The organism is Sphingomonas aestuarii (genome assembly GCF_054457155.1).
In genome coordinates this window covers 376,270-392,000 of record NZ_JBTKVV010000002.1, presented here as the reverse complement: position 1 = coordinate 392,000, position 15,731 = coordinate 376,270, and the positions used below count along the sequence as shown (strand labels likewise).

The 15,731-nt window shown below is 68.8% G+C and carries 16 protein-coding genes; 7 read left to right on the top strand and 9 right to left on the bottom strand.

All coding sequences use genetic code 11. From position 1 onward, the window contains the following. The 3 genes from ACX0GZ_RS05105 to ACX0GZ_RS05095 are packed head-to-tail and all read left to right on the top strand — an operon-like array spanning position 1 to position 2,023. Positions 1 to 807, top strand: a complete 807-nt coding sequence (locus ACX0GZ_RS05105; protein WP_458814028.1) for a TPM domain-containing protein — start codon at positions 1 to 3, stop codon at positions 805 to 807. Then, the gene (locus tag ACX0GZ_RS05100; protein WP_458814026.1) at positions 807 to 1,493 is read left to right on the top strand and encodes a TPM domain-containing protein; all 687 of its coding nucleotides are present in this window, start codon (positions 807 to 809) and stop codon (positions 1,491 to 1,493) included. The genes ACX0GZ_RS05105 and ACX0GZ_RS05100 overlap by 1 nt, the downstream gene beginning before the upstream one ends. Positions 1,494 to 1,528: 35 nt before the next feature. Further along, positions 1,529 to 2,023 (top strand): NUDIX hydrolase, encoded by a 495-nt coding sequence (locus tag ACX0GZ_RS05095; RefSeq protein ID WP_458814336.1) that lies wholly within the window; start codon positions 1,529 to 1,531, stop codon positions 2,021 to 2,023. Positions 2,024 to 2,149: 126 nt separating this feature from the next. On the opposite strand, the gene ACX0GZ_RS05090 is transcribed toward ACX0GZ_RS05095, so the two are convergent. The 5 genes from ACX0GZ_RS05090 to ACX0GZ_RS05070 are packed head-to-tail and all read right to left on the bottom strand — an operon-like array spanning position 2,150 to position 6,455. Further along, positions 2,150 to 2,431 (bottom strand): ETC complex I subunit, encoded by a 282-nt coding sequence (locus ACX0GZ_RS05090; RefSeq protein WP_458814024.1) that lies wholly within the window; start codon positions 2,429 to 2,431, stop codon positions 2,150 to 2,152. 33 nt (positions 2,432 to 2,464) lie between these two features. Beyond that, complete coding sequence (gene hrpB, locus ACX0GZ_RS05085) at positions 2,465 to 4,954, bottom strand: ATP-dependent helicase HrpB (RefSeq protein WP_458814022.1); 2,490 nt, start codon at positions 4,952 to 4,954, stop codon at positions 2,465 to 2,467. Further along, positions 4,941 to 5,249 (bottom strand): hypothetical protein, encoded by a 309-nt coding sequence (locus tag ACX0GZ_RS05080; protein ID WP_458814020.1) that lies wholly within the window; start codon positions 5,247 to 5,249, stop codon positions 4,941 to 4,943. Before ACX0GZ_RS05080 ends, hrpB begins: the two co-directional genes overlap by 14 nt. Position 5,250: 1 nt before the next feature. Further along, the gene (locus ACX0GZ_RS05075) at positions 5,251 to 5,442 is read right to left on the bottom strand and encodes a hypothetical protein (RefSeq protein WP_458814018.1); all 192 of its coding nucleotides are present in this window, start codon (positions 5,440 to 5,442) and stop codon (positions 5,251 to 5,253) included. After that, positions 5,442 to 6,455 (bottom strand): polyprenyl synthetase family protein, encoded by a 1,014-nt coding sequence (locus tag ACX0GZ_RS05070; RefSeq protein ID WP_458814016.1) that lies wholly within the window; start codon positions 6,453 to 6,455, stop codon positions 5,442 to 5,444. The genes ACX0GZ_RS05075 and ACX0GZ_RS05070 overlap by 1 nt, the downstream gene beginning before the upstream one ends. 180 nt (positions 6,456 to 6,635) lie before the next feature. Here ACX0GZ_RS05070 and ACX0GZ_RS05065 point away from each other — a divergent pair, with 180 nt between their 5' ends. Continuing rightward, positions 6,636 to 6,920 carry a chorismate mutase gene (locus ACX0GZ_RS05065; RefSeq protein ID WP_458814014.1) on the top strand — a complete coding sequence of 95 codons (285 nt, stop codon included), beginning with the start codon at positions 6,636 to 6,638 and terminating at the stop codon, positions 6,918 to 6,920. Between the two features lie 123 nt (positions 6,921 to 7,043). Here the strand turns inward: ACX0GZ_RS05065 and smc are convergent, their stop codons facing one another. The 4 genes from smc to ACX0GZ_RS05045 are packed head-to-tail and all read right to left on the bottom strand — an operon-like array spanning position 7,044 to position 12,455. Further along, a complete protein-coding gene (gene smc, locus ACX0GZ_RS05060; protein ID WP_458814012.1) occupies positions 7,044 to 10,448 on the bottom strand; it encodes a chromosome segregation protein SMC in 3,405 nt (1,134 codons plus the stop codon). A 21-nt stretch (positions 10,449 to 10,469) separates the two neighbouring features. Next, positions 10,470 to 11,204, bottom strand: a complete 735-nt coding sequence (locus ACX0GZ_RS05055; RefSeq protein WP_458814010.1) for a thioredoxin domain-containing protein — start codon at positions 11,202 to 11,204, stop codon at positions 10,470 to 10,472. A gap of 25 nt (positions 11,205 to 11,229) precedes the next feature. After that, on the bottom strand, positions 11,230 to 11,901 hold the full coding sequence (locus tag ACX0GZ_RS05050) for a DsbA family protein (protein ID WP_458814008.1): 672 nt from the start codon (positions 11,899 to 11,901) through the stop codon (positions 11,230 to 11,232). Next, positions 11,901 to 12,455 (bottom strand): DUF721 domain-containing protein, encoded by a 555-nt coding sequence (locus ACX0GZ_RS05045; RefSeq protein WP_458814006.1) that lies wholly within the window; start codon positions 12,453 to 12,455, stop codon positions 11,901 to 11,903. The genes ACX0GZ_RS05050 and ACX0GZ_RS05045 overlap by 1 nt, the downstream gene beginning before the upstream one ends. Positions 12,456 to 12,490: 35 nt before the next feature. Between ACX0GZ_RS05045 and mutY the strand changes: the two genes are divergently transcribed. From mutY to nudC, 3 genes are read left to right on the top strand one after another with little or no spacing between them, the layout of a single operon-like run. Further along, positions 12,491 to 13,549 (top strand): A/G-specific adenine glycosylase, encoded by a 1,059-nt coding sequence (mutY, locus tag ACX0GZ_RS05040; protein ID WP_458814004.1) that lies wholly within the window; start codon positions 12,491 to 12,493, stop codon positions 13,547 to 13,549. Beyond that, positions 13,546 to 14,856 (top strand): serine hydrolase domain-containing protein, encoded by a 1,311-nt coding sequence (locus ACX0GZ_RS05035; RefSeq protein ID WP_458814002.1) that lies wholly within the window; start codon positions 13,546 to 13,548, stop codon positions 14,854 to 14,856. Before mutY ends, ACX0GZ_RS05035 begins: the two co-directional genes overlap by 4 nt. Next, the gene (gene nudC, locus ACX0GZ_RS05030; RefSeq protein ID WP_458814000.1) at positions 14,853 to 15,728 is read left to right on the top strand and encodes an NAD(+) diphosphatase; all 876 of its coding nucleotides are present in this window, start codon (positions 14,853 to 14,855) and stop codon (positions 15,726 to 15,728) included. Before ACX0GZ_RS05035 ends, nudC begins: the two co-directional genes overlap by 4 nt. Positions 15,729 to 15,731 lie beyond the last annotated feature (3 nt).

The following is a 15,731-nucleotide window of genomic DNA, read 5'->3' as shown; positions in this document are numbered from 1 at the left end:
TTGATCCGCCCCCCTCATTGGCTATTGCTGGTGCTGGCGTTTGTCGCCAGCCCCGCAGCGGCGCAGACCTTTCCCGAGCTGACGGGCCGCGTCGTCGATTCGGCGGAGTTGCTGTCGCCCGAACAGGAAGCGCAACTGACCGCGCTATCGGCGGAGATCGAGACGGCGTCGTCGCGCCAGTTCGTGGTGGCAACCGTGCCCGACCTGCAAGGCTATCCGATCGAGGATTACGGATACCGGCTGGGGCGCGAATGGCAGATCGGCCAGTCCGAAGCCAATAACGGCGTCATTCTGCTCGTCGCGCCCAATGAGCGCCGCGTGCGGATCGAGGTCGGTTACGGCCTGGAGCCGGTGATCCCCGACGGTTACGCCAGTCAGGTCATCAACGGCACGATCCTGCCCGCATTTCGTGACGGCGACATGGGCGGGGGCATCGTCGCGGGCGCGAACGAGATCGCCGAGCAGCTTCGTCTGCCGCTCGAACAAGCGGAAGCGCGCGCGCTGGAGGCGGCCAAGGCCAGTCGCTCGTCGCGCGGTGGCGGCGACGTCAACTGGATCGCGCTCATCTTCTGGATCGCCGTGCTGCTGTTCATCCTCGTGCCGGTCGTGATCGGCGCGGCGGGCGGCAAGAAATATCGCCGCGGTCGCGCCCCCGTCGTCATCTGGGGTCCGACCTGGACCGGATCGGGTGGCGGTGGCTGGGGCGGCGGCGGTTTCGGCGGCGGCAGCGGCGGCGGGTTCGGCGGTGGTGGTTTCTCCGGCGGCGGCGGGTCGTTCGGCGGCGGCGGCGCATCGGGGGGCTGGTGATGGCGACGATCCGACTGTCCGAGGCCGATCACGCGCGGGTCACCGCTTCCGTCGCGCGCGCCGAACAGGGCACCGATGGCGAGATCGTGACGATCGTCACCGGCCATTCGGACGATTACCGCGATGTCGCCTTCATCTGGGCGGTCGCGGCGATGCTGTTCGCGCTGGGCGCGATCGCGCTGTTTCCCGGCGTGATCGAGGCGAAGCTCGACTGGGTGTCGGGCGGCTGGCGCGCCGAGGGCGATGCCGAGGCGCAGCGGCTGTTGCTGTTCGTGCTCGCGGCCGAGCTGATCGTGTATCTGGTCGTGCGATACGCGCTGTCCTGGGACCGGCTGCGGTTCGCGCTCACCCCGCGCGCGGTTAAGTCGCGACGGGTACGGCGGCGCGCGGTCCAGTTTTTTCGCGCCAGTGCTGAAAAGCGCACCGCGACCCGCGTCGGCATTCTCCTCTACCTCAGCCTCGACGAGCATGTGGCCGAGATCGTCGCCGATGAAGCGATCCACCATGCGGTGCCGCCCGAACGCTGGGGCGATGCGATGGCGGCTTTGGTCGACCGGGTGCGCGACGGCGATCCGGCGGGCGGGATGGTCGCGGCGGTCGATGCGATCGGCGATATCCTCCACGCGCATGTGCCCGCATCGGAGGACAATCCCAACGAACTGCCCGACCGGCTGATCGAGCTTTGAGCCTGCCGCCCGATCATGATGCGCCCATTCAGACGATGTGGGCCGGGCGGTTCGTCACCGCGAAGAAACAGGGCCGCTGGGAATATGTCTCGCGCGCCCGCGGCATCCGCGCGGCGGTCATCCTGGCGGTGGACGACGGGCATGTGCTGCTGGTCGATCAGTATCGCGTGCCGCTGGGGCGGCGCTGTCTGGAACTGCCCGCCGGGCTGATCGGCGACGATGATGCGGGCGAGGCGCCGGAAATGGCAGCGGCACGCGAGTTGGAGGAAGAAACCGGATACCGCGCGGGGCGGATTGAAAATCTGGATGAATTCTATTCCTCGCCCGGCATGGTCTCGGAAAGCTTCCACCTGATGCGCGCGCATGATCTGGTGCGCGTGGGCGACGGCGGCGGGGTGGAGGACGAGGGGATCGTCGTGCACCGTGTCGCGCTGGCGGAGGTGCCGGGGTTTATCGCCGAGATGCGCGGCAAAGGCTATGCGGTGGACGTCAAACTGCTGTTGCTGCTGGCGGGCTCGATACTCAGTTAGCCGCTAATCGCCCCTCCCATCCGTTCGTTTCGAGCGAAGTCGAGAAACGTGACCAAAGCGCTGGTAGGCGTTTCTCGACTTCGCTCGAAACGAACGGGATAGGGGAGCGCGAGCCTCCGAAACAGCTTACCGGAAATTATCCGCATAGGCTTGAAGCTTCAGCTTGCGCTCCGGTGCCGCGGCGATGTGATGCGCGATCCCCTCGCGCGTCGCATATTCGACCGCCGCTTCGCAGGTCGGAAAGCTCAGCCGAACCTGTTCGCGCGTGTCGCCCGAACCGGCCCAGCCGGTCAGCGGATCGGGCTTCTTCGCCTCACTGGGTTCGAATTCCAGCATCCATTCGGCAGTGCGCGCGCGGCCCGACTGCATCGCGTTTTTGGGGCGCTGATAGATACGGGCGGTGGGCACGGCGGCAAACTCCGGTTTCGACTCGCGTTCCGATTAGCGCGAACCGCGCGCCCGTGCATCCGCATTTTTGGTGCGCAATGTCGGTGAAGCGTTTGCGGGATCGTCGGGCCAGGGATGGCGAGGGTATCGACCGCGCATTTCCTTGGCCACCGCACTCCAGCTTCCCGCCCAGAAACCGGGCAGGTCGCGAGTCGTCTGGATCGGGCGTCCGGCGGGCGAAGTCAGGCTGAGCACGATCGGCACCCGCCCGCGCGCCACCATCGGGTGCCCCGCCAGCCCGAACAGCGCCTGGGGGCGGCATTCGACCGTCGGCCCGGCTTCTGCCGCATAGTCGATTGCGTGGCTCGATCCCGCAGGCGTGGAAAGCCGCGCGGGCGCAATGGCATCGAGCGTCCGCAGCCCATCCCAGCCAAGCAGCCCTTCGAGCGCCTGGGTGAGGGCGGCAGGCGACAGGGCGTCGAGCCGCCGCTTCCCCTCGACCAGCGACGGCAGCCATTCGTCGAGCCGGTCGATCAGCGTGGCATCGTCGAGCGCGGGTAACGCTGCGCCGTGCGTCGCGGCAAAGGCAGCGCGCGCGCGAAGCGCCAGTGCGACGTCGTCCCAAGGCAGCAGCGACAGGCCATGCGTGCGCACCCCCTCGACCAACGCCGCCGCGATCGCTTCCTTCGACGCCGACGCATCCTGCCCGCCGCCGAGTTTCAGCGCGCCCAGCCGCCGCTCGCTGGTCGTCGCCACCGTGCCGGTCGCGGGGTCGAAGGCGACATGGGTGCGGCGTTCGATGCGGTCGCCGAACAGCGCCTCGATCGTCGCCAGGTCGATCGCCGCCGCCGACAATATCCGCGCGCCCGACGCCACCCCCTGCGCTTCGCCAACCGCCAGCCATTCCTCGCGCGCGAGGCTCGACAGCGGATCAAGCCGATAGCCGCGCCCGCCGACCGATGCCCATTGCTCGCCCGACGCGTCGCGCCGCCGCGCGATCCGGTCGGGAAAGGCAAGCGCCAACGCGACGGCGACCGGCGAGGCGCTCAGCCGGGACGGTGCATCGGACGGCCGGGAAGCCAGCTTCGCCCAACGCCGCGCCAGCGCCCGCCCCGCATCGGCGCGCTTGCCGCGTTCGCCGCGCCAGCGGCGCGCGCGCGCCTCCAGATCGGGGTCGTTGCCGCCCAGTCCGCGCTCGCCGAGCAGCACCGCGACCTCCGACGCACGGTCGGCGATGCCAAGTTCACCCGAACGAATCAGCATATGCGCGAGCCGCGGCGGCATCGGCAGCGTCGCGATTTTTCGCCCGTGCGGTGTCGGGCGGTGGTCGGCGTCGACTGCCCCGATCGAGTGCAACCGCCGCCGCGCCTCTGCGATCGCTGCATCGCTTGGCGGATCGAGCCAGTGCAGATCGCGCGGATCGGCCACGCCCCAGATCGCGGTCGCCAGCACCAGCGCCGACAGATCGGCCTCTGCAATCTCGGGCGGATCGAACGGCGGCAAGCCCGCGGTCGCCGCTTCTTCCCACAGCCGATAGGCGATACCCGGCGCCTGACGCGCCGCTCGACCGCTGCGCTGGGTGGCCGATGCCCGGCTGACGCGCTCGGTCATCAGCCGCGTCATCCCCGCCGCGCGGTCGTAGCGCGGGCGGCGCGCCAGGCCCGAATCGATGACGATGCGGATGCCGTCCAGGGTCAGCGCGCTTTCGGCGATCGAGGTGGCGAGCACGACCTTGCGCCGCCGCTCCGGGTCGGGACGGATCGCGCGGCGTTGCTCGGCGGGGTCCGCGCCGCCATGGAGCAGGTGCAGCGCGATGCCGTCGCCCAGCCCCTCCAGCCGCACCGCCGTGCGGTTGATCTCCGCCACGCCGGGCAGAAAGGCGAGGATGCCGCCATCGTCCTCGGCCAGCGCGCGGCGGATCGCGCGGGCCATGTCATCCTCGATCCGCGCTTCGCTGCTGCGTCCGACATGGCGCAGGTCGAGGCTGTGGCTGCGGCCTTCGCTCTCCACGACGGGGGCGTCCATCAGCGTCGAAAAGCGCGCGCCGTCCAGCGTCGCCGACATCGCCACCAGCCGCAGGTCGCCCCGCAATCCGGCTTGCGCGTCGAGCGCCAGCGCCAGTGCGAAATCGCTATCGAGGCTGCGTTCATGCACCTCGTCGAACAGCACCGCCGATACCCCCGCCAGTTCGGGATCGGCCTGGATACGGTTGACGAAAATGCCTTCGGTCAGGACGGTAACGCGCGTCGCTGCCGACCGCTTGCTGTCCATCCGCGTGGCGTAACCATAGGTCGCGCCGACCGCCTCCCCCGCCAGTTCGGCCATGCGTTCGGCAGCGGCGCGTGCGGCCAGGCGACGGGGCGACAGCAGCAGGATTTCGCCGCCGCACCACGACTCGTCCAGCAGCGCGGGCGCGACCGCCGTGGTCTTGCCCGCGCCGGGCGGGGCGACGAGCACAAGGTTCGGCGCACCCTGAAGCGCTGTAAGAATGTCGGGAAGGACCGCCGCGATCGGCAGTCCGGCGGTCGGGTCAGCCCCGGCCATTCAGGCTGGGCACGGCGCGCAGGCACGCGTCGAGCGCCGCCTTGTCGCCGCTCGCTGCCGCAGCGCGGGCGCGGTCCTGCGCGGCGGCGAAATCGCGATCGGTGACGTCGGCGTCGCGCGCGATCTCGGTGGCGGCGAGCGACCAGTAAAGCCCGGCGTCGAACAGGTCGTCATTCTCGGCATCGGCCAGGCTCGCGACATGGACCAGCGCCGAACAACGCTGCGCCTGATCGAGCGTCGGGCGCTCGCCAGCGCTTTGCACCAGTGCAGCAATGGCGATCAGCGATACGAGCATGTCAGAAATCGATCCATTCGGTGCCGCCGGGCGCAATCCGGTCCTCGACCTTGTCGCCGACCCACACGAAGCCGGTCAGCAGGCTGACCACGACGACCAGTTCGACCAGCAGGATCGCGGCCCATACCAGTTTCGGGTGGAACGGGCCGATCCGGTCATAGCCGTCGGCGGTCACACGTGGGTTGTTACGCATCAATAGGCCCTGTGGATTGCGAACTCGACGGCCTCGACCATCGCGCGTTTGGCGGCGGAATCGGGAAAGATGCCCAGCGCGTCGATCGCGCGCTGGCCGTAATGCCGCGCGCGCGCCAGCGTGTCGGCCACGGCGTTGGTTTCCTGAACGCGGCGAGTCGCTTCGGCCAGATCGTCGTCGGACGAACGCCGTCCCTCGATCGCGTCCTTCCAGAATGCGCGCGCCTCGGCATCGCCGCGGGCATAGGCGAGAATTACGGGCAGGGTCATCTTGCCCTCGCGGAAATCGTCGCCCGCGTCCTTGCCCATCGTGCCTGCGTCCGACACATAATCGATCGCGTCATCGACGAGCTGGAACGCGATGCCCAGATTGCGGCCATAAGCGTCGAGCGCAGCTTCCTCCGCCTCGGGCCGCTCGGCGACCACTGCGGCGATGCGGCACGCAGCGGCGAACAAGGCAGCAGTCTTGGCGCCGATGATGTCGAGATAGCGTTCCTCCGACGTGTCGGTGCGGCGCGCGGCGGTCAATTGGTTGACCTCGCCTTCCGCGATCACGGCGGACGCGTTGGAGAGGATTTTCAGCACCTTCAGGCTGCCATCCTCGACCATCAGTTCGAAGCTGCGGCTGAACAGGAAATCGCCGACCAACACGCTTGCCGGATTGCCCCAAATGACGTTGGCGGTGCGTTTGCCGCGCCGCAGGTCGGATCCGTCGACGACGTCGTCGTGGAGCAGCGTCGCGGTGTGGATGAATTCGACCGTTGCGGCCAGCCGGTGGTGTCGCGTGCCCGCATAATCGAGCAATTTGGCGCTTACCAATGTCAGCATCGGGCGCAGGCGCTTGCCGCCGCCGGCGATCAAATGCCCGGCCAGCGTCGGGATCAGCGGAATGTCCGACTGCATCCGGTCGAGAATCACGCTGTTCACAAGGTTCAGGTCGTGCGCGACCAGCCCGACGAGCGGATCGAGCGATGGGGCGGAGGAGGCGCCCAGGCGGTGGACCGTGGCTGTCATGTCGCTGCGCGATGTGGCGGAGGGGCCAAGCAAAGGCAAGGGCGGGTCGAAGAAAACCAGGGTTGCCGCGGGGGCGCAACAAGGCGACACATCCCCCAACCGCGCTCAGGCTGAGCTAGTCGAAGCCTGCCATAACACCCTTCGACAGGCTCAGGGTGAGCGCTCGAAAAAGGATCGCGCATGACCGACGACCGGCTGGAGCATTACCGCCAGAGCATCGACAATATCGATGCCGCGCTCGTCTTCATGCTGGCGGAACGATTCAAGGTGACGCAGGCGGTGGGCCGCTACAAGGCCGAAACCGGGCTCCCGCCTGCTGATCCGGGCCGCGAGGAACGCCAGATCGAACGGCTACGGTCGCTGGCGCGCGATGCCAATCTCGACCCCGAATTCTCGGAGAAATTCCTGCGCTTCATCATCGACGAGGTGATCCGCCATCACCAGCAAGCGCGTGATGGCGCCTAAACTACTCCGTCACCCCGGCCACAGTGCCGGGGTCCACTGAGCCGCTTTAAAGTAGCTAAAGAATTCAGCGCATCGGATACCGCTCGGTGGATCCCGGCACCGCGGCCGGGGTGACGGTTGATGTCACTCCGCCGCCAGCAACCCCTCTGCTCCGCCGAGATCGACCGACACCAGACGGCTGACCCCGCGCTCGACCATCGTTACCCCGAACAACCGGTGCATCCGCGCCATCGTCGCGGCGTTGTGGGTGACGATCAGGTAGCGGGTCTCGGTCTCGCGCGTCATCGCGTCGAGCAGGTCGCAAAAGCGTTCGACATTGGCGTCGTCGAGCGGCGCATCGACCTCGTCGAGTACGCAGATCGGCGCGGGGTTGGTCAGGAACAGGCCGAAGATCAGCGCGACTGCGGTCAGCGCCTGTTCGCCGCCCGACAAGAGCGTCAGCGACTGGAGCCGCTTGCCGGGCGGCTGGGCCATGATCTCCAGCCCCGCCTCCAGCGGATCGTCCGAATCGACGAGCGCGAGATGCGCCTGACCGCCACCGAACAATGTCGTGAACAGCCGCTGGAAATGCTTGTCCACCGCCTCGAACGCGGCGAGCAGCCGCTGACGCCCCTCACGGTTCAGCGTCCCGATAGACCCGCGCAGCCGGTGGATCGCGGTTTCCAGTTCGTCGCGCTCGCGGATGTTGGTCGCCGTGCCCGCCTCAAGTTCGGCGAGTTCGGTCTCGGCGACCAGATTGACCGGCCCGATCCGCTCGCGTTCGACGTTCAACCGTTCATGCTCGGCGGATTCCGCGCCCGGCTCGCGCACGCTGTCGGCGTCGAACACTAAGCGTTCCGGCAAGAGTGGAGGCGGGCATTCGAAGCGCTCGCCCGACAGCCGCCCCATCTCCACCCGTCGCAGTTCCTGGTTCTCGGCGCGCGCCAAAGCCCCGGCGCGTTGCTCGCGCGCTTCGGCGAGCGATTCAGCGGCGGCGGCGGCCTTTGCCTCCAGCGCACGCAATGCCGCCTCTGCCTCGCGTTCGGCGATCACTCCCGCTTCGGACGCGGTGCGCGCTTCCTCCGCCTCGGCGCGCGCGGCGTCGAGCGCGCGCGCAATGTTGTCGGGCTTTGCCGCCAGCACCGCCGCTTCCTCGGCGAGCGCGACCGCGCGCTTGTCCATGTCGGCGATCCGTTTGGCGGCATCGCCCGCGCGCGCTTTCCAGTTGCGGATGTCGGCGGTGGCGCTCGCCTGACGTTCGCGATTCACCGCCAGCGCCTGGTCGATGCCTGCGCGTTCGGCGCGTGCGGCGGCGACCGCGCCGCGCTTCGCTTCCGCGCCGCTGGTCAGTTGCGCGACCCGATCGCGCGTGGCGCTGCCGTCGGGGAGTGCGGCAAGCGCGGCATCGGCGCGCGCGACTTCCGCCGCCGCATCGTCGCGATCGATCGCGACGCGAGTCGCCCTCTGCGCCAGATCCTGTGCCTGCGCGTCGAGCCGTTCGAGCGCGGCGGCGGCGCGGTCCTCGGCGCGGGCGGCGTCGCGCGACAGCGATTCGCTGGCATCTAGCAGCCGTCTGCAATCCGCAGCGGCGCGCCTCGCCTCGGATATGTCGCCATCGACGCGCGCCAGATCAGCGTTGGCGGCGTCGACCGCACGGATCAGCGCCGGGCGCGCCTTTTCCAGCGCGCGGAGCCGGTTGACGCGCTCCAGCCGCTCGGCCGCCGCCGCGCCGCCGCTCAGCGCGACATAACCGTCCCAGCGCCGCAACACCCCCGCCAGGGTGACGAGGCGCTGGCCGACCGCCAGCGGCTGGCCGTCATCGGTTTCGGCCACGAAAATCTGCGCCAGCCGCCGTGCCAGCGCCTCGGGCGCATCGACCATGCGGGCAAGCGGCGTGGTGCCGCGCGGCGCGGGAGGATCGGCGGCGAGCGGCGACGCGCCCGCCCAGTGGCGCTCGTCCTTGGGGTCTAGCCCGGCTTCCAGATCGTCGCCAAGCGCCGATGCGAGCGCGCGTTCGTACCCCGGTTCGGCGCGCAGCCGGTCGAGCAGGCGGTCGCGGCCGGACGGGCGAATCGCCTTCGACAGCGCCGCCGTTTCGCTGTCGAGCGCGGCAAGTTCGGCATGCGCGGCAGCGCGGGCGCTCTGGGCGCGGCCTTGCGCCTCGATCGCGCTGCGTTCGGCGGCGTCGGCGCGGTTCAGGCCGGCGCGTGCCGATTCGATCTGGCGGTCGGCGCGCGCGCGATCCTTGCGCGCCATATCGCGCGCGGCCTGTAGCGGCGCCGCGTCGGACAGCCCCGCGCGCTCCGCCTCGATCCGGGCGACGTCGCGGGTCGCCCGGTCGAGCCGCTGGTGCGCCGCCGCGACCGCTGCCTGCGCGACGCGCGCGTCGGCGGCCTCGCGCGCCTGATCGGCAAGCGCCTGCGCCAGCGCGACTTCCGCATCGCGCGCGGCACGTTCGGCGGTGGCGAGTGCCGCATCGGCGGCGGGCACCCGCTTCGCCGCATCGGCGATCCGCATCTCCAGCGTTTTCAGTTCGTCCGCCAGCCGCTTGAGCGCGTTGGCGGCATCGTTCGCCAGATCGCCTTCGCGCGCGCGGTCGGCACTCAGCCGCTCGCGCGCATCAGCGACCTCGGCGATGCGGCGCTCCGTGCTCGCCTGTTGGGACTCCAGCGCCTCGCGTTTCCTGAGTGCATCGCCTGCCGCATCGCGCGCCGCCAGCGCCGCGACGCGCGCGGTCGCCAGCTTCTGCGTCGCATCATGGCTGTGCGCCGCTGCCGCGCGCTGCGCCTCGGCCCGCTGCATCACCAGCGCCTCGGCGGCCTCGGCTTCGCGTTTCGCGACATCCGCCGCCGCCGCCGCATCGCGCCAGCGGGCATAGATCATCCGCGCCTCGGCAACGCGAATGCGGTCGGACAGCTGGCGATAGCGCTCGGCCTGCCGCGCCTGGCGTTTCAATTGGGATGCGCGTGCTTCCTGATCGGCGATGATCTCGCCCAGCCGCGTCAGGTTCGCCTCGGTCGCGCGCAGGCGCTGTTCGGCATCCTTGCGGCGGACGTGGAGCCCCGCGATCCCCGCCGCTTCCTCCAGCATCGCCCGGCGTTCGGCGGGTTTGGCGGCGATGACTGCGCCGATCTTGCCCTGGCTGACGAGCGCGGGCGAATGCGCGCCGGTGGCGGCGTCGGCGAAGATCAGCCCGACATCCTTGGCGCGCACGTCGCGCCCGTTGATGCGGTAGGCGGACCCCGCCCCGCGTTCGATCCGGCGGACGATTTCGAGTTCGTCGCCCTCGCCGTCATCCGCCAGGATCGAGACTTCGGCGAACTCACGCTGCGGGCGCGTCGCGGTCCCGGCGAAGATCACGTCCTCCATGCCCGAACCGCGCATGGATTTGGCGGAATTCTCGCCCATCGCCCAGCGCAGCGCTTCGAGCAGGTTGGACTTGCCGCAGCCATTGGGGCCGACGACTCCGGTCAGCCCCGGTTCGATCCGAAGGTCGGCGGGATCGACGAAGCTCTTGAAGCCCGAAAGCCTCAATCGCCTGATCTTCATCGCCCCGCCCCCCGACGTCCTTTACGCGCCGGCCGCTTTCAGCGCCTGCTCGACCTGCGGCCACGCGACCGCGTTCGGCACGACCTTGCCGTTGAGCAGGAAGGTTGGGGTACCGGGCAGGTTATATTCCTGCGCCGCGCTTTGCGTGCCGTCGGCGAGTGCCTGTGCGGCATTGGTGTCGGCCAGACACTGGCGAAGCTGGGGTTCGGGCACGCCGCGCGCCTTGGCAAATTCGACATAGCCGAGTGCATCGGCCAGCGCCCCCGCCTGTTGCGCGGGCGGCATCCCCTGAAGCTGCGCCTGCAAGCCGTCACCCGCTGCTTCCAGCCGTTCGAACATCGCCGCCTGGTCGGCCATCATCCCCTCCAGCATCGGGAAGAACGCGGCGGTGCCACCGCACTGGCCCACCAGTGCCGCGGAAATGTCGAGCGGCGAGCGGATGAAGTCGCGATATTCGAAGCTGACCTTGCCGCTGGCGACATATTGCTGCTTGAGCGGCTCGGACGCGGTTTCGGAGAAATTGGCGCAGGCCGGGCACGAGCGCGATCCATATTCGACGAGCTTCAGCGGCGCGTCCGGGTTGCCCATGCGAAAGCCGCCTTCGGGGGTGCGCTCGACCACCTCGGTCCAGCTCTGGCCTGCAGGCGCGGCGACATTCTCGATCGAACCGGCAGGCGCGGTGACGACGTTGCCGTCGCCTTCGCCGCCGCATGCCGCAAGCGCCAGGGCAGAGGCCGTGATGAGCAGAATACGCATCGGATAATTCTCCTGAAAGATGGGCTTATTTGGCGCCGGCCGCCGTCAGCAGTGGCTGAAGCGCGGTCCAGTTGTGGACGTCATGGGCGATTTTGCCGTTGATCTCGAACCCCGGCGTGCCGTGGATGCGGGGGAGTGCGGCTTGCGTCGATGTCGACAGCCGGTCGAGTTCGACGCTGTTCGACAGGCATTGTTCGATTCCCGCATCGGTCATCCCGCGCGACTTGGCGAGATCGGCGAGGCCGCTTTGCGCGGCAAAGGCCTTTGCCTGGTCGGTCGGCGATCCGGCGAGAAACGCCGGACGGATACGCTGCGCCCGGTCGATCAGCGCCCCCTGATTGGCATAGATCAGGTCGTGCATCGGCACGAAGCCGCTTGGCCCGGCACAGCGCGCGAGCATCGCGGCGGCCATGTCGAGGCCGTTCAGCGTCATGTTGCGAATCTCGACCCGCACCACCCCGCGCCGGACCAGATCGCCGCGCAGCGCGGGACTCGATTGTTCGACGAACAGGCGGCAGGCGGGACAGGTGAAGCTGATATATTCGGTGAGCGAAACCTTTGCCGCCGGATTGCCGATGACGTAATCGCCCGCCTGTGTCCGGGTGACGTTGGTTCGCCAGTCGCGCTGCGCCTGGGCGGCGGGTGCGGCGACCAGCAGGGCGAGCAGGACGCCGACAAGGCCGAGGATACGCGACATCAGTTGATTTTTCCGATCTTGGGGATGGGACGGGGTTGCGCGACGCCGACCGCCAGCGCCTCAAGCACCGCCTTCAATTCGGGATCGACGATCGCGCGCAGCGAATCGCCGAGTTCGGCGGGAACGGCGACGGGTTCAGCGGCTTTCTTTTCCCGCGGCGCGTCGCGGCGGACGTCGCCCTGGCGAAACGCCACCTTAGCGACCGCGGTATAGCCGAAGAAGCGGTTCACGCGGTCGATGATCTCGGGCGAGATGTGCTGCATCATCGTCCCGTGCGCGCCCTCGACGGTCAGCGTCAGCACGCCGTCGGCGCGCTGTCCGTGGGGAAAGCGAATCGATTCGGGCGTCGAGACGCGCGCATAGCGATCGCCGACGATTTCCGCCCAGCGGCTGACGATCGAGCTTTGCACGAAGCCGAAGCGCCGAAATGCCGCCGCGCCGATATCGGGCAGCAGGTCGGACACCGCGCGCACGCCACCGCGCGGCCGTTCGGTGGCGGCAACGGGTTTCGCACGCGATTTGCGCGGTTTCTTCGGAGGGGGTTCGTTCGCCATTCGAATATCGCCGCCACCCATGCCATAGGCGAGCCGTGCTAGACAATCTGCGAACTGATCCGGGCGGGATCGCGGGCACGCTGCTCGACTGGTACGACGCCAATGCCCGCGACCTGCCGTGGCGCGCGCCGCCGGGGGCGAATGCCGCCGATCCGTACCGGGTCTGGTTGTCCGAAATCATGCTCCAGCAGACGCAGGTCGCGAGCGTGATTCCCTATTTCGAGAAATTCACGACCCGCTGGCCGGACTTCGAGAGCTTCGCCGCCGCCGAAGACGCGGACGTGATGAGCGCCTGGGCAGGGCTCGGCTATTATGCCCGCGCGCGCAATTTGCTGGCGTGCGCGCGAGCCGTGGCGAGCGAGCATGGCGGGCGGTTACCGACCAGCGAAGCCGAATTGCTCAAGCTGCCGGGGATCGGCGCCTATACCGCCGCCGCCATCGCCAGCATCGCCTTCGGCCAGCGTGCGGTGGTCGTGGACGGCAATGTCGAGCGGGTGGTGTTGCGACTGTTCGCGGTCGAAACCCCGCTGCCTGCCGCAAAGCCCGAACTCAAGCGCCTGACCGATACGATCACACCGGACACGCGCGCCGGCGATTTCGCGCAGGCGATGATGGATCTCGGCTCGGGGATCTGCACGCCGAAATCGCCCAAATGCCTGCTCTGTCCGCTGGCACCCGATTGTGCGGCGCGAGCAAAAGGTGATCCCGCAACTTACCCGCGCCGCCTGCCCAAACGGGCCAAGCCGCAACGGTTCGGCACGATCTTTCTACTGCATGACGACGATCGCGTGCTGCTCGTTCGCCGCCCGGACAAGGGATTGCTCGGGGGTATGCGTGCCTTTCCTACGGGTCTGTGGAACGATGAACCGCCCGGCTTGGCCGATGCCCCCGTCGCCACCGAATGGCAGCCGATCGATGCCGAGGTCACCCACGTCTTCACTCATTTCGCGCTCAGATGCGCGCTTGTGCGCGGGACATGGGACGGGCAATCCTCAGTCGAAGGCGAATGGTGGCCGATCGCCGATCTCGATTCGGCAGGGCTGCCCACCGTGTTCGCCAAGGCCATAAAGCATCTGGGAGAGACCGACCGATGACCGTCCTGAAACGCGCCGCCGTCGCCGTCGTCCTTGCCGGGACCGCGCTCTCCGGCATCGTCTTTGCGCCGACGCTGGAAGCGCAAGTCGCGCGCCCCGCCCCTGCACCACGCGCCACGGCCACCGCCACCGACGCGCTTGCCGAAAGCTATGTGGCGCAAAACCGCGCGCCGGGGATCGTGCTGGCGGTCGGCACGCGCGGCCAACCCGCCCATTTCGCGCACGCCGGACGCATCGACGATGCCGCCAATGGCGAATCTGCCGACGCCGACAGCCTGTGGCGCGTTTATTCGATGACCAAGCCGATCACCGGCATGGCGGCAATGATGCTGGTCGAGGACGGCAAGCTGCGGCTCGACCAGCCGATCCACGAGCTGATCCCGGCGTTTCGGAACATGCGGGTGCTGACCGATCCCGAAAACAGCCTGAACAGCCGCCCCGCCGCACGACCGATCACTGTCCGCCACCTGCTGACGCATACCGCAGGGCTCGGTTACTCCATCGTCACCACGGGGCCGCTCAAGGCCGAATATGAGCGGCTGGGCATCCTCCCCGGCGCGGTCGAGCCCAAGACCGAGGCGCAGGCGGTCACCGTCCGCCCCAAAAGCCTGGAGGAATTCGCCAACCGGCTGGCGACGCTGCCGCTGATCGCCGATCCGGGGACCGAATGGAGCTATTCGATCGGCCTTGACCTGCTGCCCCGCGTCATCGAGGTCGCGAGCGGCATGTCGTTCGAGCACTTCCTGCAACGCCGCATGTTCGGACCGCTGGGGATGACATCCACCTATTGGGCGGTGCCTTCGAGCGAAGCCGGACGGTTGGGGCCGAACTATTTCTGGGCGGGCGACAACCGCATTCCGCTCGATCCCGCAGGCAGCGCTTCGGTATACGCCAAGGCGCCCAGCTTTCCCTATGGCGGCGCGGGGCTGGTGATGTCGGCGCGCGATTATGACCGGTTCCTCGCCATGCTGCTGAACGGTGGCGAGCTGGACGGCCGCCGGGTCATGAAAGCGGAGACGGTGCGGCTCGCCATGTCGAACCTGTTGCCGCAAGGCGTGACCTTTTCAGGCATTCCCGGCACCGGCGCGCAGAACAATGCGGGCGGCTACGGCGCGGGCGGGTTCGTGACGCTGACCGATGTGCCCGGCGGGCCAGGGGCGGGCACCTATGGCTGGGGCGGTGCGGCGGGGACGATCGCCTGGGTCGATCCCAAGAACGGCCTGCGCGCATCGGCTTATGTGAATTATTTCCCGGCGGAGAAATGGCCGCTCCGCGCCGATCTGATGAAGGCGGTCTATTCGCGGTGAAGTTGCGACCCGGCTTTACCGGCGGCGGGCTCGACCGTGCCGACCGGTTCAGGAACGATACCGACGCGATTCAAGCGATGCTGGGCGACTGGCGCGGGCGGTTGCTGATGCTCGACGCGCTCGATCCGTCGCTCGACGATGCGGGCGGGCTGATCTGGACGACGCTCGCCGATCTGCCTGAAAACGCGGAGCCGATCCTGCTGGGGCTGGAGGGCGAGCGGCCCTATTTCACTTGCGTCACCCCCGATATGCGGCCCGTCCGCGGGCGCTCGCCCAGGATCATGCAGATGCTGGGGCTGCTGCGCGAAGGCGACGCCGCGCGCTATGCCCAGGCGAGGAGCGTGGTCGACTGGCATGTCCGCAACCAGTTCTGCGCCGAATGCGGCAGCCCCACGCGGATGATCCGCGCCGGCTGGGCGCGCGCCTGCGACAATTGCGGCGCGGAGCATTTCCCGCGAACCGATCCCGTCGTCATCATGATCGCCGAACATGACGGCCGCGCGCTGCTGGGTCGCGGCCCCGGCTGGCCGCCGGGGCGCTATTCGGCGCTGGCGGGGTTCGTGGAAGTCGGCGAATCGGTGGAGGAAGCGGTCGCGCGCGAAATCTGGGAGGAAACCGGCGTGCGCGTCGGCGAGGTCGATTATGTCGCCAGCCAGCCCTGGCCGTTCGCCTCGTCGCTGATGATCGCCTGCGTGGCGAAAGCCGAGGACGATGCGCTGACGATCGACCGCAACGAACTGGAGGACGCGATCTGGGTCCGCCGCGACGATTGCGCCGCCGCGCTGGCCGGGGATGCGGGCGCGCCGTTCCTTGCGCCGCCGCCCTATGCGATTGCGCACACGCTGCTGACGGCGTGGGTGGGGGAGGATTGAGCC